This is a genomic window from Nocardia sp. NPDC056100 (assembly GCF_042266325.1).
Lineage (GTDB): Bacteria > Actinomycetota > Actinomycetes > Mycobacteriales > Mycobacteriaceae > Nocardia.
In genome coordinates this window covers 727,457-744,757 of sequence record NZ_JBHJVY010000001.1, presented here as the reverse complement: position 1 = coordinate 744,757, position 17,301 = coordinate 727,457, and the positions used below count along the sequence as shown (strand labels likewise).

The following is a 17,301-nucleotide window of genomic DNA, read 5'->3' as shown; positions in this document are numbered from 1 at the left end:
AGTCGGCTACATCGTGCCGGTGAGTGCGATGACCGCGAAGTGCGCACCCTGCGGATCGCTCAATACCGAGAAGCGCCCGATCGGGATATCGGTCGGTGGCACCGCGACCGAACCGCCGAGTGCGGTGGTCTTGGCGACGATGGCATCGGTATCGGCGACGGCGAAGTAGACCATCCAGTGCGAGGGCACATCGGCGGGCCAGTTCTCATCCATCTGCATCATGCCGGCGATGGAATTGCCGCCGACCTTGAATTCGGTGTACGTGGTGCTGCCGAATTCCGCTGTGCTGCTTTCCCATCCGAATACGTCGGCGTAGAAAGCCTTGGCGGCGTCGATATCCCGGCAGTTCAGCTCGCTCCAGCAGTAGCTGCCGGGCTCGTTGACGATGCCCGCGCCCTTGAAGTCGTACGCCTGCCAGGCCGCGATGACCGCGCCCCGGGTATCGGCGAAGACCGCCATGCGGCCCTGTTCGGGAACATCCATGGGCTCCATGAAGACCTGTCCGCCCGCGGCCTGCACGGCCTTCACGGTGGCGTCGACATCGAGCACATTGACATAGGTGGTCCAGGAGGGCGGCTGGCCCTCCATCATGATCGGCATGGCCGCGGCGACCTCATTCCCCTCGGTGCCCGCGAGGGTGAACATGGTGTATCCGCCGTACTGCGGATCCGGTGAGGAATTGGCCTGCCAGCCGAACAACTCACCGTAGAAATTGGAGGATGCTGCGATATCGGGGGTGGCGAGATCCACCCAGTTGGGGACTCCCGGATCGTACGAGCTCATTTGCGGCATGGCCGACTCCTCTCGGGCGGGAAAATGTACCGGCTCATGGGCCGATGAGCCGACACCGCGAGCCTAGAACTCCATGCCCTCGATGTCCGGTTATCCAGCGAACTCGCGTTCCGACCGGGCGTTCTCATTTTCATGCCGTGAACAGCGGGTTTACGGTGCGCCGACACCGGATGGCGCGATGGTGCGAACCGGTTCGGCGGGCGGCTCCGAAATCCTGCGGCGGTAGCGTCGAATGCGCTGAGTGTGCTTCCGCCGTAACGGAATTCGATCGTTGACTCCGGTTGTGGGGCGCTCGTAGGCTGGTCGTGACTCCGGCGAAAGAAGTTGGTATGACCATTCAGTCCGAAGTTCGTGAGTATCCGTTCGGGGAGCCGGTTCGGCTGGACGCTCATCCGCTGTTCGAGACATTGCGGCGCGAGGAACCGGTGTCTCGGGTGCGGTTGCCCTACGGCGGGGAGGGCTGGCTGGTCACGCGGTTCGACGATGTGCGCATGGTCCTCGCCGATGCGCGGTTCAGTCGGGCAGGGGTGGTGGGCCGTGAGGATGTCCCACGGGTGACTCCCGAACCGGCGCGCGGGGATTCACTGCTCAACTCCGATCCGCCCGAGCACACTCGACTGCGGAAACTGGTGGCGAAGGCGTTCACCGGGCAGCGGGTGCGAGCGCTGCGCCCGCATGTGCAGGACATCGTGGACCGCCTGCTCGACGATATGGAGCGCGGCGGTTCGCCCGCCGATCTCATCCCCGCGCTGGCCCTGCCGCTGCCGGTCACCGTGATCTGCGAAATGCTCGGTGTCCCGCCGCGCGATCAGCACCGGTTCCGGGACTTCTCCGACATCGTCATGTCCACCACGGCCGCCACTCGTGAACAGATCGTCGCCGCCCGCGCCGGGCTGGAAACCTATCTGGCCGAACAGGTCTCGGCCCGCCGCGCCCAGCCGCGCGATGATCTGCTCGGCGCGCTGGTCGCCGCGCGCGATGACGTGGACCGGCTCACCGAAGCCGAACTGGTGGGCCTGGGCGTCACCATTCTCATCGCCGGACATGAGACGACCGCGAATCAGATCGCCAACTTCACCTATGTGCTGCTCACCCAGCCGGGGCAGTGGGAATACCTGTGCGCGCGACCGGAACTGGTGCCCACCGCCGTCGAGGAACTGCTGCGCTTCGTCCAATTGGGTTCCGGCGGTGGGTTTCCGCGCATCGCGACCGAGGATGTCGAGTTGTCCGGCACTCGAATTCGCGCCGGTGAGGCGGTATTCATCAATACCCAGGCCGCCAATCGCGATGAATCGGTCTTCACCGCCGCCGATGCCCTCGATCTGACCCGGGAACACAACCCGCACATGGCTTTCGGGCACGGCTTCCACCACTGTCTGGGAGCGCAGCTGGCGCGCATCGAACTTCAGGTGGTGCTCGATACGCTGCTGCGGCGCTTCCCGGCACTGCGGCTGGCCGTGCCCGATGCCGAAATCCCTTGGAAGCGCGGCATGCTCGTGCGCGGGCCGACATCGCTCCCGGTCAGCTGGTGATCAGTCCCGGAACAGGCCGTTGTCCCGGGCGATCCGCTCGATCTCCTTCGGGGTGCCGCCCATGATCACGCGTACGTGTTCGGTGACCAGTTCGACCGGCCAATCCCACCAGGCGGCGCGCGACAGCAGATCGATCTCCTCGTCCGGGAAGCGCTGCTTCACCGGCTTGGCCGGATTGCCGCCGACGATCGTGTAGGCGGGGACATCGGCCGTCACGACCGCACCCGTCGCGATGATCGCGCCGTCGCCGATCCGCACGCCCGGCATGATCAGCGCGTTGTAGCCGATCCACACGTCATTGCCGACGACGGTGTCCCCCCTGCTCGGAATCGAGGTGAGGATGTCCATGGTGTCCTCGGCCCAGGTGCCGCCGAAGATGGTGAACGGGAAGGTCGACACGCCCGCGGTGGGGTGATTCGCGCCCGCCATGATGAATCGGGTGCCGGTGGCCAGCGCGCAGTACCTGCCGATGATCAGCTTCTCCGGCCCGAACGCGTACAGCACATTCCGGGTCTCGAACTCGGTCGCCGCGTCCGGATCGTCGAAGTAGCTGTAGTCGCCGACTTCGATATTCGCCGAGGTGATGTGCGGTTTCAGGAATACGGTGCGGTCTGTGTGCGGCAGCGGATAGGGCGTCGATGGGTCCGGGATCACACTCACCCCAGCGATGGTAGCCAGCCCCGGGCGGGGGCTGAAAACCCGCTGGACCGGGACCGGTAGGCTTGACATCTGTGCAGACCCACGAGATTCGCCGACGCTTCCTGGAGCATTTCGTCCGTGCCGGACACACCGAGGTTCCCAGTGCCTCGCTGATCCTGGCCGACCCCAACCTGCTGTTCGTCAACGCGGGCATGGTCCAGTTCGTCCCGTATTTCCTCGGTCAGCAGACCCCGCCCTGGGCGACCGCGACCAGCGTGCAGAAGTGCGTGCGCACCGGCGATATCGAGAATGTCGGCATCACCACCCGGCACAACACCTTCTTCCAGATGGCGGGCAATTTCAGCTTCGGCGACTACTTCAAGCGCGAGGCCATCACCTTCGCCTGGTCGCTGCTCACCTCGCCCGTCGAGGACGGCGGCTACGGCTTCGACCCCGAAAAGCTGTGGGCCACGGTCTACCTCGACGACGATGAGGCCGAGCAGATCTGGCTCTCCATCGGTCTGCCCGCCGAGCGCATCCAGCGCCGCGGTATGGCCGACAACTACTGGTCCATGGGCATTCCGGGCCCGTGCGGCCCGTGCTCGGAGATCTACTACGACCGCGGACCCGAATTCGGTATCGAGGGCGGCCCGGAGGCCGATGAGGATCGCTACCTCGAAATCTGGAACCTCGTGTTCATGCAGAACGAGCGCGGTGAGGGCCGCGGCAAGGACGATTTCGAGATCCTGGGCCCGCTGCCCAAGAAGAATATCGACACCGGCATGGGTATCGAGCGTGTCGCCTTCCTGCTGCAGGGCGTCGACAATGTCTACGAAACCGATCTGCTGCGCCCGATCATCAGCAAGGCCGAGGAACTGACCGGCCGCAACTACGGTGTCGAACACGCCGATGATGTGCGCTTCCGCGTCATCGCCGACCACGCCCGCACCGGTGCCATGCTCATCGCCGACGGTGTGAACCCGGGCAATGACGGTCGCGGCTATGTGCTGCGCCGACTGCTGCGGCGCATCGTCCGCTCGGCGCGGCTGCTGGGTGCGGACAAGCCGGTCATGGGTGAGTTCATGAAGGTGGTCAGCGAGCTCATGGCCCCCTCGTACCCGGAGCTGGCCACCGATTTCAAGCGCATCGAAACCGTTGCCGTCGGTGAGGAGAGCGCGTTCCTGCGCACCCTGAACACCGGTTCCAAACTGTTCGACGATGCCGCCTCCGAGGTGAAGGCCCAGGGCGGCAGCAAGATCAGCGGCACCGAGGCGTTCACGCTGCACGACACCTACGGCTTCCCGATCGACCTCACCCTGGAGATGGCCGCCGAGGCCGGACTCCAGGTCGATGAGGAGGGCTTCCGCTCGCTCATGGCCGAGCAGCGCGCCCGCGCCAAGGAGGACGCCTACTCGCGCAAGCACGCGCACGCCGACCTCACCGTCTACAAGGAATTCGTCGACCGCGGCGCCACCGAATTCACCGGCTTCGACGAACTCGCCACCGAGGCAACGGTTCTCGCGCTCATCAAGGATGGCGTACGAGTGCCGGTGGCCGAAGTCGGCCAGGACGTGGAGATCATTCTCGATCGCTCGCCGCTGTACGCCGAGTCCGGCGGTCAGATCGCCGATCGCGGTTCGATCGTGTCCTCGCACGGGCTCAAGGTGCGCGTCAACGATGTGCAGAAGATCGCCAAGACGGTATGGGTGCACAAGTCCACCGTCGAGGGCGGTCAGCTCACCGAGGGTGACACCGTGCTCGCGCAGGTCGATCCGGCCTGGCGGCACGGTGCGACCCAGGGCCACTCGGGCACCCATATGGTGCACGCCGCGCTGCGACAGGTGCTGGGCCCCAACGCCGTTCAGGCGGGCTCGCTGAACAAGCCGGGCTACCTGCGCTTCGACTTCAACTGGCAGGGCGGGCTCTCCGAGCAGCAGAAGGCCGATATCGAGGCCATCTCCAACAATGCCGTCGCGGACGATTTCGCCGTGAACACCTTCGTCACCGATCTGCCGTCCGCCAAGAAGATGGGCGCGATGGCCCTGTTCGGCGAGAACTACGGCGATGAGGTGCGCGTCGTGGAGATCGGCGGACCGTTCTCCATGGAGCTCTGCGGTGGTACGCACGTAAAGCACTCCTCGCAGATCGGACCGATCACCCTGCTGGGTGAGTCCTCGGTCGGTTCGGGTGTGCGCCGCGTGGAGGCCTTCGTCGGCCTGGACTCGTACAAGTACCTCGCCAAGGAGCGGGCACTGCTCGCCGGTGTGGCCTCCTCGCTGAAGGTGCCCTCCGATGAGGTGCCCGCGCGCGTGGAACAGCTCGTCGAGCGACTCAAAGTTGCCGAAAAAGAGCTGGAGCGCACCAAGATTCAGGCCGTGCTCGCACAGGCCGGAACTTTCGCCGCGCAGGCGCAGCGCGTGGGCAAGGTGCTGCTGGTGGCCGCCGCCGCTCCCGAGGGCGTCGGCGCGGGCGATCTGCGCACCCTGGTCGCCGATATCAAGGGCCGCCTGGGCGCGGAACCGGCCATCGTCGCGCTGCTCGGCAATGACGAGGGCAAGGTCCCGTTCGTCGTCGCGGTCAGCAAGCACGCCCAGGATCTGGGTGTGAAGGCGGGCGATCTGGTGCAGTCCTTCGGCCCCAGCATCAATGGCCGCGGTGGCGGCAAGCCGGAGATGGCGCAGGGCGCGGGCTCCGAACCCGCTGGTATCGAGGCCGGACTCGCGGCCTTGCGGGCGCGGGTGGCCGAGCTCGCCGGGTGATGCCCCCTTCCGAACCCTCGGACTCTCCGGGCGTCGACGCAGACGCCCGGACTCACACCGGAACACCGGGATTCGCGGTGGACCGGCCCAGCCCCTCGGATGATCCGGGTCGCGGCCGGCGGATCGCGCTCGATGTGGGCACGGTCCGCATCGGCGTGGCCTCCAGCGATCCGGACGGCCTGCTGGCCACCCCGGTCGAGACCGTGCCCAAGGCGAAGAAGATCGCGCCCGGCACCCTCGCACCCGACCTTGCCCGAATTGCCGAAATTGTGCGCGAATACGAGGCTGTGGAAGTGATTGTCGGCCTTCCCCGCACCTTGCGCGGAGAGAGCGGCTCGTCGGCTAAGCTGGCGGCCACCTTCGCGGGGCGTTTGCGGACTTTGATCGCACCGGTGCCGGTGCGGCTTTCCGACGAACGTTTGACTACGGTGTCTGCTGCACGGGCGTTGCGGGACAGTGGAGTTCGCGCGCGCGGGCAGCGGTCCGTCATCGATCAGGCGGCCGCCGTGTCGATCCTGCAGGGTTGGTTGGACGAACGGAGTGCAGCATTGAAGCCGCGCGGTGATGGTGATCTTGCATGACCGACCGCTGGACGCGAGCCGAGGAACGCTACCGGCAGAGCGCTGAACGCCGTTATCGCCGTGACGACCTGGACTGGTCGGAAGTCGACGATTACGAGGACGACACCACCGTCATCCCGCGCTACGAGGATGACGAGGACGACGAGCCGATCCTGGAGCCGGAACCGCCGCGCCGCCAGGCGCCCCAGCGTGCCGAGCGCGGTGGCGACCGCGGCCGCGGTGGCAACGGGCGTGGCGGTAATGGGCGCGGTGGTTCGCGTGCCTCGGGCGGCCGCGGCGGACAGCGCCCGCGCCGCTCCCGCGCGGCCTCGCGCAAGGCCGCCGAGCGCAAGCGGCGGCGGCGGAACCTGATCGTCATCGGCACCGTATTCGTCGTATTGTTCGTCGGCGCGGCCGGATTCGCGACCTGGAAGTTCATGAACCGGTTCACCGCCGCCGAGGATTACGCCGGCGATCCGGGACCGCTGGCCGTGGTGCAGGTCAAGCCCGGCGATACCGCCACCCAGATCGCGGACACCATGTTCGCCAAGGGCGTGGTGGCCAGCAGCGCCGCCTTCTACGAGGCCGCGGTGCGCAATGACAATATGAGCTCGGTGCAGCCCGGCTACTACGCCATCGCCAGTCACAGTCGTGCCGCGGAAGCCGTTGTCGCACTGGTCGGCAAGAACTCGCGGGTCGGCAATGTGGTCATCTCCGAGGGCCGCCAGCTGCACGACTCCACCGATGTGAGCACCGGCGCGCGCAAGGACGGTATCTACCGCAAGATCGCCGACGCCAGCTGTGTCGGCACCGGTTCGGCCGCCAAATGCGTGACCTACGACCAGCTCGAGGCGGCGGGCGGCAGTGCCGATCCGAGCCTGCTCGGGGTGCCGTCGTGGGCGATGGACCGGGTGCGTCAGGTGCCCGATCGCAGTCGGCAGCTGGAGGGCCTGATCGCCGCGGGCACCCTGGATTTCGATCCGAGTGGTTCGCCCGAGCAGATCCTCAAGCAGTTGGTGACCACGAGCGCGGCGACCTACGAGTCCACCGGGATCATGAATTCCGGTGCCGCCAACGGTCTTTCGCCCTATGACACGCTGATCGGCGCATCGCTGGTGGAGCGCGAAGCGCTGCCGCAGGACATGTCCAAGGTGGCGCGGGTGATCGTGAACCGGCTCAAGGCGGATCAGAAACTGGAGTTCGACTCCACGGTCAACTACGCGCTCCCGGCCACCGAGGTCGCCACCACGGACGCCGACCGCAATAAGAAGACCCCGTGGAATACGTACGCGATGGCGGGCCTGCCCGCGACGCCCATCTCCGCACCGTCGGTGGATGCCATGCGCGCCATGGAGAAACCCGAACCGGGGAACTGGCTGTACTTCGTCACCGTCGACAAACAGGGCACCACCCTGTTCACCGACAGCTACAGCGAACATCTGCGCAATATCGAAAAGGCCAGGCAGAGTGGAATTCTCGACAGTGGACGGTGAGCGCCGCAAGGCTGCCGTACTCGGCAGCCCCATCTCGCATTCGCGCTCGCCGCATCTGCACCTGGCGGCCTATCGTGCGCTGGGCCTGGACTGGACGTATGAGCGCATCGAATGCGATGCCGAACAACTGCCCGGTCTCGTCGACGGGTTGGGCCCGGAATGGGTCGGCCTGTCGGTGACCATGCCGGGCAAGGTCGCCGCGCTCGACTACGCGACCGAGCGCACCGACCGTGCCGAATTGGTCGGCTCGGCGAATACGCTGCTGCGCATCGACAATGGCTGGCGCGCCGACTGCACCGATGTGGACGGCGTGCGCGGCGCACTCGAGGGCGCGGGCGTGAAAGAGCTCGAGAAGGCCATGGTCATCGGCGCGGGCGGCACCGCCCGCCCCGCCTTGCTGGCCCTGGCCGAACTCGGCGCGCATACCGTGACGATCGTCGCCCGCAGCCCGCGCCGCGCCGCCGACACCCTGGAACTGGCCGAACGCCTTGGCCTTTCGGCCGAGGTCATCGGCTTCGATCCGGACGGTATCGGCTTCGTCTGCTCCGATATCGACGCCGTGGTCAGCACCGTCCCCGCGGCCGGAGCCGAACCCATCGCCGAAGCGGTGGCCCACGCCCCCGTGGTCCTGGACGCCATCTACAACCCCTGGCCCACCCCACTCGCCGCGGCGGTGACCCGCGCGGGCCATACCGTGGTCAGCGGCCTCGAAATGCTCCTGAACCAGGCCTACGGCCAGGTCGAACAATTCACCGGTCAGCCCGCTCCGCGCGCCGAAATGGCTGCGGCACTACAGGATTGACCGCATCATCCGGCTGCGGTTCGAAGGCGTTCCGGAAGGTGAAGGCGTGCGGTGTCGGACCGTGCGCGCGTAGGTGATCCAGGCGCTCCATCGACTCGGCCAGCGTCGGCGTGTATCCGATCGGCACCCACCACAGCACGACGATGGCCTCCTTGACGGGGAGGAACCATTCGCGGCGGCGGCGCAGGAATTCCATGTGCTCGCTGCGGTAGACGTAGTTGAACATCGACTCGCGTGATTCCCAGACGCTGAGGTTCACCAGCATGTCCGGGTCGGCCTCGTAGGGGCGCACGGAGGTCGCGTTGTTCGAATCGGAGTCGACCAGTCGCCAGATGAAACCGGGGGAGTCGTCGGCGAGGGCGTTGATGCGATCGAGTCCGGCGTAGAACTCGGCGACCCGGGGGTCGCCCTCGGGGGCGATCATGCGGCCGATATTGAAGAGCGCGAGATGCATGACCGAACTATAACTAATCTGTGTTTGTTTTAGAAAGGCTTACGCAGCATCGGCCCGGAGCCGGATCCATCCGCGCCGTCCAGCCCGCCTCGGCGGCAACGCCTTCCAGTAGTGCGAAGTTCAAACCGCAGACCAGGGGCGGGAAGTCGACCGCGAGCTGATGGAAAGGGCAGTTGCGCAGGCGAATCACCGCACCGTCCAGGTATGGCTCATAGCCGCGTTCGCGCAGGACCTCGAGCGGATCACGGTCCGCCATGGCGGGTCCGTGCTGCGCGGCGGCCTTGGCGATCGCCTTCTCGAACCCGGCGTGTTCGGTGACCTCGGCGAGAACCGTTGCCAGGGTGCGATAGTCGCGGGCGGGCAGGCTGACCGCGAATTCGGCCTCGGCGCGCCGATAGAACTTGGCGGGCCTGCCCGAACCGGGCCCGGTCTTGCCCTCGGGTCGCCGGAAAACCGCGTCCAGGAGTCCGGCCTCGGCCATCTTGTCCAGGTGGAACGCGGCCAGCGGCCGTTTGATCTCGGCGGCCTCGGCGGCTTCATCCCTGCTCACATCGTGGTTCGCGGCGGCGATGTAGTCGTACAGCCGCCTGCGAATCGGATCCTGCAGCAGGGCGACGGCTTCGATGCTCACCCTGCATTTCTAGCAGCGTGCTCGGATCGCGAGCCGGGTCGCGGGTACCGTGCGTGGTGCCGGATCGGGAAACGGATACAGTTCTAGAACCGGTTTCAGTTAGGCCGGGCCAATTCGCAGGTTAAGGTGATCATCATGAATGCGTGGGTGTTGCGCGCCGTAGGTCTGGGAGCGCTGACCGTTGTGCTGCGGACCTTGCTCGGTTTCGCGATGGTGAACTGGCCGACCAATGGCTCCTGGATGCGGATCTTGTGCCTGATCGTGCTGGTCGCGATCGTGGTCGCCTGGGGCGTGGTGGACGGCCGGCACGACCGTCGCGCCAATCCCGATCCCGATCGCGGCGCCGATCTGACCATGCGCTGGCTCAAGGCCGCGCTCGCCGGTGGCCTCGGCGCCGGTCTGGTCGCCTGGCTCCTGGACTTCCTGCCCAAGTTCGACCTCGGTGACAACGGCCTGCTCTTCGAGATCTCCTCGGGCGCGTCGTTCATCATCCTGATCATCTTCATTCCGGCCATGATCGGTGTGGCCCTGGGCCGCTACCTGGTCGGCCGCGAGTCCAAGAAGGGCTCGGCCAACACGAACACCGTCGCCCTGAACAAGGAAACCGCCGGCGTCTGACGCCGCCGCGACGCAGAACGCCCGCAGTCGATATCGACTGCGGGCGTTCTTTGTATGAGACCCGTTGTGGGCGAAGGCTTTCGCTACAGCAGGATGGCTGTGCTGCCGCCCGGGGTGGCCTCGCGGGCGATGGCCGAATAGGCCGCGGCCAGCAGGGACGGATCCGGGGCTTCCAGGCGGCCCGGCTTGGCCAGACCGTCCAGCACCACGAAACGCAGCATGCCCGAGCGCGTCTTCTTATCGGTCTGCATGGTGTCCAGCAGCTGGGGGAGCGCATCGGCATCGTAGGTGGTGGGCAGTCCGACGCTCGCCAGCACGGTGCGGTGACGTTCGGCGGTGGCATCGTCGAGGCGACCGGCCAGGCGGCCGAGTTCGGCGGCGAAGACCAAGCCGACCGATACGGCCGCGCCGTGACGCCAGCGGTAGCGCTCGCGGCGCTCGATGGCGTGGCCGAGGGTATGGCCGTAGTTCAGGATCTCGCGCAGATCCGATTCCTTGAGATCGGCGGCGACCACATCGGCCTTGACCTGCACCGCGCGCCGAATCAGTTCGGGCAGCACCTCACCGGTCGGGTCGAGCGCGGCTTCGGGATCGCGTTCGATGAGTTCGAGAATGACCGGGTCGGCGATGAAACCGGCCTTGATGATCTCGGCCATGCCCGCGACGATCTCATTGCGCGGCACCGTTTCCAGCGTGGCCAGATCGACCATGACCGCGTGCGGTTCATGGAACGAGCCGACCAGATTCTTGCCCGCCTCGGTATTGATACCGGTCTTACCGCCCACGGCCGCGTCGACCATGGCCAGCAGGGTGGTGGGCACGTGCACGATGCTCACCCCGCGCATCCAGGTGGCGGCGACGAAACCCGCGAGATCGGTGGCCGCGCCACCGCCGAGGCTGATGATGACATCCTTGCGGGTCAGCCCGATCCGGCCCAGCACCTCCCAGCAGAATCCGGCCACGGCCAGATCCTTACCGTCCTCGGCGTCCGGGATCTCGATGCGATGCGCGTCGATGCCCTTGTCCGCCAGCGCCTTGCGCACCACCTCGGCGGTCTCGGCGAGCGGCGGCTGATGGAAGATGGCGACCGTGCGCACACCATTGCGCCCGGTCACCTGCTCCACCAGATCACCCAGCAGGCCGCGCCCGATGATCACCGGATACGGATCGGCGGTGCGGACCTCGATGCGGGTCGGCTCGCTCATGGATGCTGCTCCGATTCTTCTCGTACGGATAGTTCTGCTTGCTCCCCGCGCGCCCGGGCCCGAGCCCGCCGCGCCCTGGCCCGCCGCGACCGCCCCGCCCCCGGCTCCCCAGCCACCGACCCCTGCTGTCCACCAGCGGATTCGGCCTTTCCGGCGGTTGCGGTCCCCGCCGCGGAAGTCGCGGACCCGTCCGATGCCGTCCGGCCCCGCCCACGCGATTCGGCGGCGCCGACACGCGGTTGTCCGGTTGTGCCGGGGCGGGCTACGTCGCCGCCACCTGCCTGAGGGTCGGTGTCGGCCGAAACCCCGGACGCCGTGTCTCGCCCGGATTCCGCCGAGCCACTCCCGCGCCTGCGAGACCCTCGACCGCGCCGACGCCCCCTGCTCGGGGCGGTAGTCCCACCCGAAGCGCTGAGTTCACCTGCGGCGGTAGAACTCTCGGCGACCGACGTGTCGGCGGCCGATGTACTGCCGTCGGTGCCATTCGCCATGCCACCACCCGAACACTGTGGGTCGTGCCCCACGCCCTCCGTCGGTGTGGGCGCGGCGGGACCGGCGGGGCGGCGGCTGCGGCGGCGCGAACGGCGGTTGCGGCGTGCTTGTTTCGAGTCCTCGGTTGCGTCCGGCGCGGTCGCCGGGGAGTCGATGGTGGTGATGCTGTTGTCGCGCGGGGCCGAATTCGCTTCGGGCGCGGGGGTATTCGGCTGGGGGTCGGGGGATTTGTCGCCGCGTCCGCGGCCGCGACGGCGGCGTCGGCGGGACCGGGTGCGGGTCGAATCGCCGGGTTCTACGATCGGGGGTGGGGTGCCGGGGGTGGTTTCCTCTTGCGGCAGTACCGATTCCAGGCCGAGCTTGGCCAGGATCATGCGGACCACGCGGCCCGGGCTGCGGCCGTCGGTGCGGACGCGGACCGAGGCCACCTCGCGGTAGAGGGGGCGGCGGATCTTCATGAGTTCGCGGTATTTGGCGGCCGGATCGTCGCCGTTCAGCAGCGGGCGGTTGGTGCTGGCGCCGGTGCGGCGAAGTCCTTCGCCCACACTGATTTCCAGGTAGACCACGGTGCGGCCGCGCAGAATCTCGCGGGTGGCGGCGGACAGCACCGAACCGCCGCCGAGCGAGATGATGCCGTGCCCGGCCAGTACGGCCTCGCGCACCACCTGTTCCTCGATGCGGCGGAACTCCGGTTCGCCATCCTCGGCGAAGATCTCCGGAATGGTGCGGCCGGTCTGTTCCTCGATCCCGGCATCGGTGTCATACAGGTCCAGCCCGAGTTCACGAGCGAGCTTGCGGCCGATCGTCGACTTACCCGCACCGGGCGGACCGACCAGCACCACACTCAGCGGCTGGCCGGTTTCCCCGGTCACTGTGGCGCGTTGCCCGAGGGCACGTGCGGGCGCGCGTTGATTCGCTTCACATAGCTGGTGATGTTGTCGACGGTCTCGATGAGCGAGTCTCCGCCGAACTTCTCCAGTACGGCCTGCGCCACCACGAGCGCCACCATGGCCTCGGCGACCACACCGGCCGCGGGCACCGCACACACATCCGACCGCTGGTGAATGGCGACGGCCTCGTCACCGGTGGTCATGTCGACGGTCGAAAGTGCCCGGGGCACGGTCGAAATCGGCTTCATGGCCGCGCGCACGCGCAGCGCCTCGCCATTGGTCATACCGCCTTCGAGACCGCCCGCGCGATTGGTCGAGCGCAGCACGCCATCCGGACCGGGCTTCATCTCATCGTGCGCCTGGCTGCCGCGACGGCGCGCGGTCTCGAAACCGTCGCCCACCTCGACACCCTTGATGGCCTGAATTCCCATGAGCGCGCCCGCGAGTCGCGAATCCAGGCGCGCCTCACCGCTGGTGAACGAGCCCAGGCCGACGGGCAGCCCCTCGATCACGACCTCGACCACACCGCCCAAGGTGTCGCCGTCCTTCTTGGCGGCCTCGATCTCGGCGATCATGGCGGCCTCGGCGTCCTTGTCGAACGAGCGCACCGGGCTCTCGTCGATGGCGTCCAGATCGGCGGCGGTCGGCACGAAACCGGTGGTGTTCGCGGCGGTTCCGATGGACACCACATGCGAGATCACCTCGACCCCGAGCGCCTGCCGCAGGAAGTTCTTGGCCACGGTGCCCGCCGCGACGCGCGCGGCGGTCTCCCGCGCGCTGGCGCGTTCGAGCACATTGCGGGCGTCGTCGAAGCCGTACTTGAGCATGCCGGAGTAATCGGCATGCCCGGGCCGCGGCCGGGTGAGCGGCGCGTTGCGCGCCAGTTCGGCGAGTTCGGCCTCGTCCACCGGATCAGCGGACATGACCTGGGTCCACTTGGGCCATTCGGAATTGGCGACCTCGATGGCGATCGGCCCGCCCATGCTGCGGCCGTGGCGCACGCCACCGACCAGGGTGACCACATCGGCCTCGAACTTCATTCGAGCGCCGCGCCCGTAGCCCAGGCGCCGGCGCGCCAATTGCGCCGCGACATCGGCAGAGCTCACCTCGACACCGGCCACCATCCCCTCGAGGATCGTGACGAGAGCGGGGCCATGGGATTCTCCGGCAGTTATCCAGCGCAACACGGGTTACATCCTTCCATGTCAATGCGCCTGCCCGGACACGTGGTCCGAGCATGACGCTCGTCACCGTGTGGCAAGCAGCGCAACCACACTCGCCGCGCACATGGCCGGGCCGTGTGCGACGGTACCGATCGCGCCGCCGGAAAACGCTCCGGCCGGTAGCTTCGGTCCGGGCATAGTGCCCGGTCGGACCGCTGCCGAGGCGATCGAGCCGACCCCGGCGAGGGCGGTGAGCACCGGTGCGGCCAGCGCCGCCCAGACCCAGCACTGCGCGCCGCCGAGTGCGGTGGCCGCACCCAGTCCTAGGGCGAGTTTCACATCCCCGGCCCCGAGCGCCCCGGGTGCGCAGAGATGTACCAGTAGATAGGGAACCGCCAAGAGCAGCGCCCCGAGCACCGCGAGTGTGCCGCGCCCGGTGGCGAATCCGTATCCGAGCACCGCGACGGCCCCGGGCAGGGTGAGCAGATTCGGCAGCCGATGCGCCCGCAGATCGAAGTAGCTGAGCAGTGCGCACCAGATCGCGAGGATGAACAGCGGCGGCGATTCCATACTTTCGAGCCTGCTCCCCGAGATGCCGCCGCGGGCCGCGGAATCACGAAATGTGGAGAACCACTTGACATGTGAACAACCGGGCTTTCTCCTACACCCGCCGATCAACGTGTTGCGTGTCGGTGTTGCGGCGTGTCGGCGGTAGCTTGGACGCATGTCTGCTGCTCCCGATCCGGGCGCGCGCCCCAATTACGCGCAGCGCCGGGCCAACCTGCGCAACCTGCTCGTCGAGAACCGCGTCGATGCCCTACTGGTCACGGATCTGATCAATATCCGCTACCTCACCGGCTTCACCGGATCGAATGCCGCGCTACTGGTCTACGCCTGGAGCAGTGATGCCGACCGCACCGTCATCTGCACCGACGGCCGCTACACCACCCAGGTCGGCGAACAGGTGCCCGATCTGCGTGCCGAGATCAATCGCGCCAGCGCGCGCCGCGTGGTCGAGATAGCGGGGGAGTGGCAGACCGGCCGCGTCGGCTTCGAAAGCCATATCGTCACCTTCGAACAGCATCGCGGTTTCGTCTCCCAGGCCACCGGCCTGGATCTGGTCCCGGTCTCGGGACTGGTCGAACAGCTGCGCATGGTGAAGGACGCCTTCGAGGTCGGCCGCCTGCAAGCCGCCTGCGATGCCGCCGATGTGGCGCTGGCGACCCTGCTCGAGCGCGGTGGTCTGCGTCCCGGCCGCACCGAACGCCAGGTGGCGCGCGAGTTGGAATGGCTCATGTTCGAGCACGGCGCGGACGCGGTCGCCTTCGAGACCATCGTGGCGGCGGGCCGGAATTCGGCCGTCCCGCACCATCGTCCGACCGATGCGGTGCTGGCCCAGGGCGATTTCGTGAAGCTGGATTTCGGCGCGATGGTCGACGGCTATCACTCGGATATGACCCGAACCTACGTGCTCGGCCAGCCCTCGGACTGGCAGCGCGAGATCTACGACCTGGTCTACGCCGCGCAGAAAGCGGGCCGCGAAGCGCTGGCCCCCGGTATCTCCACCCGCGCGGTGGACGCGGCCGCTCGCTCGGTCATCGAGGCGGCGGGCCACGGCGAACTCTTCGTGCACGGTCTCGGGCACGGGGTCGGCCTGCAGATTCATGAAGCGCCCGGAATCGCCAAAACCGGCACGGGTACACTTCTCGATGGCGTGGCGGTGACCGTCGAGCCAGGTGTGTATTTCCCCGGCCGCGGCGGAGTCCGGATCGAGGATACGCTCGTGGTTCGCCAGGGGGGCCCGGAGCTGCTCACCCGCACCAGCAAAGACCTGACCGTCGTCGACTGACGCCGGTTGACCGACAAACAGGAGATCGCAGGACAGTGGCGGACACCAGTGACTTCAAGAACGGCCTCGTGCTGAAGATCGACAATCAGCTGCAGCAGATCGTCGAATTCCAGCATGTCAAGCCGGGTAAGGGTCCCGCCTTCGTGCGCACCAAGCTGAAGAACGTCGTCTCGGGCAAGGTCGTCGACAAGACCTTCAACGCGGGCGTCAAGGTGGAGACCGCGACCGTCGATCGTCGCGATATGACCTACCTGTACCACGACGGCTCGGACTTCATCTTCATGGATGGCGAGACCTACGACCAGATTCACCTGCAGGAAGGCACCATCGGCAAGAACGCCGGCTTCCTGCTGGAGAACATGCAGGTCCAGATCGCGATGCACGAGGGCGAGGCGCTGTTCGTCGAGCTCCCCGTCGCCATCGACGTCATCGTCACCCACACCGAGCCGGGACTGCAGGGCGACCGCTCCAGCGCGGGCACCAAGCCCGCCACCGTGGAGACCGGTGCCGAGATCCAGGTGCCGCTGTTCATCAACCAGGGTGACAAGCTGCGCGTGGATACCCGCGACGGTTCCTACATCAGCCGCGTCAACTCCTGACGCGCGGATAATGGTGACCGTGGCCAACCAACCCCCGGACAAGAAGTCCGCCGGTTTCAAGAAGCTGGGTGCGCGACACAAGGCGCGCCGACGTGCGGTGGATCTGCTTTTCGAAGCCGAGGCCCGCGATATCGACCCGGCCGATCTGCTGTCCGAACGCGTCTCGCTCTCCGTGCGGGACGATTCGGTGGCCCCGGTGAACCCCTACACCCGGGTCCTGGTCGAAGGCGTCGCCGACGATCTGGATCGGGTGGACGGCACCATCGAGTCCTATCTGCAGGATTGGGCGCTGTCCCGGCTGCCCGCCGTGGACCGCGCGATTCTGCGGGTCGCGGTGTGGGAACTGTTCCACGCCAATGATGTTCCGCCCGTGGTGGCGGTGGATGAGGCGGTCGAGCTCGCCAAGGAGCTCTCCACCGATGATTCCCCCTCGTTCATCAACGGTGTGCTCGGCCAGGTGGTGCAGGTCGCACCGCAGGTCCGGGCGGCCGCGGCGGCGACTCGCGCGCCGCGCGACGACGACAAGTAGGTAAGGGAGAGGCGCAGGGTGCGCAAGTACTTGGTGCTGGCGATGCGCACCCCGCGCTTCGATCCGGCTGTGGCACAGCCGCATCGGGACTGGCTCGATGGCGTCCGCTCGCGCGGGCAGCTGGTCGAGACCGGCAAGTTCACCGATGACAGCGGCGGGGCGTACGTGATTCTCGCCGAAAGCCTGGACGCCGCACGGGATCTGGTCTTCACCGACCCCATTCATACGACCGGAGCGTCCGAACTCACCGTGTACGAATGGGAGATCACCGGCTGAGAGCCGTTATGCCACAGC

General features: G+C 67.2%; 17 protein-coding genes and 1 pseudogene. 10 read left to right on the top strand and 8 right to left on the bottom strand.

Annotation, left to right across the window (positions count from 1 at the left end):
• Positions 1-6: 6 nt before the first annotated feature.
• Positions 7-792, bottom strand: a complete 786-nt coding sequence (locus tag ACFC0O_RS03540) for a VOC family protein (protein ID WP_375953482.1) — start codon at positions 790-792, stop codon at positions 7-9.
• 329 nt (positions 793-1,121) lie between these two features.
• Here ACFC0O_RS03540 and ACFC0O_RS03535 point away from each other — a divergent pair, with 329 nt between their 5' ends.
• Positions 1,122-2,324, top strand: coding sequence for a cytochrome P450 (locus tag ACFC0O_RS03535; RefSeq protein ID WP_375953481.1), 1,203 nt, complete (start codon positions 1,122-1,124; stop codon positions 2,322-2,324).
• On the opposite strand, the gene ACFC0O_RS03530 is transcribed toward ACFC0O_RS03535, so the two are convergent.
• The gene (locus tag ACFC0O_RS03530; protein WP_375953479.1) at positions 2,325-2,984 is read right to left on the bottom strand and encodes a CatB-related O-acetyltransferase; all 660 of its coding nucleotides are present in this window, start codon (positions 2,982-2,984) and stop codon (positions 2,325-2,327) included.
• Between the two features lie 71 nt (positions 2,985-3,055).
• On the opposite strand from ACFC0O_RS03530, the gene alaS reads away from it, so the two are divergent.
• The 4 genes from alaS to ACFC0O_RS03510 all read left to right on the top strand — a co-directional run bounded on the left by alaS (position 3,056) and on the right by ACFC0O_RS03510 (position 8,577).
• Positions 3,056-5,722 carry an alanine--tRNA ligase gene (gene alaS / locus ACFC0O_RS03525; protein ID WP_375953477.1) on the top strand — a complete coding sequence of 889 codons (2,667 nt, stop codon included), beginning with the start codon at positions 3,056-3,058 and terminating at the stop codon, positions 5,720-5,722.
• A 77-nt stretch (positions 5,723-5,799) separates the two neighbouring features.
• Positions 5,800-6,303: a Holliday junction resolvase RuvX gene (ruvX, locus tag ACFC0O_RS03520; protein WP_375953475.1), complete on the top strand. Its 504-nt coding sequence runs from the start codon at positions 5,800-5,802 to the stop codon at positions 6,301-6,303.
• Complete coding sequence (gene mltG, locus ACFC0O_RS03515) at positions 6,300-7,775, top strand: endolytic transglycosylase MltG (protein ID WP_375953474.1); 1,476 nt, start codon at positions 6,300-6,302, stop codon at positions 7,773-7,775. The genes ruvX and mltG overlap by 4 nt, the downstream gene beginning before the upstream one ends.
• Positions 7,750-8,577, top strand: coding sequence for a shikimate dehydrogenase (locus ACFC0O_RS03510; RefSeq protein ID WP_375953472.1), 828 nt, complete (start codon positions 7,750-7,752; stop codon positions 8,575-8,577). Before mltG ends, ACFC0O_RS03510 begins: the two co-directional genes overlap by 26 nt.
• Here ACFC0O_RS03510 and ACFC0O_RS03505 read toward each other — a convergent pair.
• Both ACFC0O_RS03505 and ACFC0O_RS03500 read right to left on the bottom strand, forming a co-directional pair.
• Positions 8,525-9,031 carry a DUF3291 domain-containing protein gene (locus tag ACFC0O_RS03505; RefSeq protein WP_375953470.1) on the bottom strand — a complete coding sequence of 169 codons (507 nt, stop codon included), beginning with the start codon at positions 9,029-9,031 and terminating at the stop codon, positions 8,525-8,527. The genes ACFC0O_RS03510 and ACFC0O_RS03505 overlap by 53 nt on opposite strands.
• A gap of 13 nt (positions 9,032-9,044) precedes the next feature.
• Entirely contained in the window at positions 9,045-9,662 is a 618-nt protein-coding gene (locus tag ACFC0O_RS03500) for a helix-turn-helix transcriptional regulator (RefSeq protein ID WP_375953469.1), read from the bottom strand.
• A gap of 135 nt (positions 9,663-9,797) precedes the next feature.
• Here ACFC0O_RS03500 and ACFC0O_RS03495 point away from each other — a divergent pair, with 135 nt between their 5' ends.
• A complete protein-coding gene (locus ACFC0O_RS03495) occupies positions 9,798-10,280 on the top strand; it encodes a B-4DMT family transporter (protein ID WP_375953467.1) in 483 nt (160 codons plus the stop codon).
• 83 nt (positions 10,281-10,363) lie between these two features.
• Here ACFC0O_RS03495 and aroB read toward each other — a convergent pair whose 3' ends face one another.
• The 4 genes and pseudogenes from aroB to ACFC0O_RS03475 form a co-directional block, all read right to left on the bottom strand.
• Positions 10,364-11,485, bottom strand: a complete 1,122-nt coding sequence (gene aroB / locus ACFC0O_RS03490; RefSeq protein WP_364632420.1) for a 3-dehydroquinate synthase — start codon at positions 11,483-11,485, stop codon at positions 10,364-10,366.
• An 848-nt stretch (positions 11,486-12,333) separates the two neighbouring features.
• Positions 12,334-12,825 (bottom strand): annotated as a pseudogene (locus tag ACFC0O_RS03485) (shikimate kinase); the annotation flags it as partial.
• Positions 12,826-12,845: 20 nt separating this feature from the next.
• Positions 12,846-14,054 (bottom strand): chorismate synthase, encoded by a 1,209-nt coding sequence (aroC, locus tag ACFC0O_RS03480; RefSeq protein ID WP_375953465.1) that lies wholly within the window; start codon positions 14,052-14,054, stop codon positions 12,846-12,848.
• A gap of 60 nt (positions 14,055-14,114) precedes the next feature.
• Positions 14,115-14,600, bottom strand: coding sequence for a prepilin peptidase (locus ACFC0O_RS03475; protein WP_375953463.1), 486 nt, complete (start codon positions 14,598-14,600; stop codon positions 14,115-14,117).
• A gap of 154 nt (positions 14,601-14,754) precedes the next feature.
• Between ACFC0O_RS03475 and ACFC0O_RS03470 the strand changes: the two genes are divergently transcribed.
• From ACFC0O_RS03470 to ACFC0O_RS03455, 4 genes are read left to right on the top strand one after another with little or no spacing between them, the layout of a single operon-like run.
• Entirely contained in the window at positions 14,755-15,879 is a 1,125-nt protein-coding gene (locus ACFC0O_RS03470; RefSeq protein ID WP_375953461.1) for a M24 family metallopeptidase, read from the top strand.
• Between the two features lie 35 nt (positions 15,880-15,914).
• Positions 15,915-16,478 (top strand): elongation factor P, encoded by a 564-nt coding sequence (gene efp, locus ACFC0O_RS03465; RefSeq protein ID WP_364632428.1) that lies wholly within the window; start codon positions 15,915-15,917, stop codon positions 16,476-16,478.
• 19 nt (positions 16,479-16,497) lie between these two features.
• Positions 16,498-17,007, top strand: a complete 510-nt coding sequence (nusB, locus tag ACFC0O_RS03460; RefSeq protein ID WP_364632430.1) for a transcription antitermination factor NusB — start codon at positions 16,498-16,500, stop codon at positions 17,005-17,007.
• An 18-nt stretch (positions 17,008-17,025) separates the two neighbouring features.
• On the top strand, positions 17,026-17,283 hold the full coding sequence (locus ACFC0O_RS03455; protein WP_375953458.1) for a YciI family protein: 258 nt from the start codon (positions 17,026-17,028) through the stop codon (positions 17,281-17,283).
• Positions 17,284-17,301 lie beyond the last annotated feature (18 nt).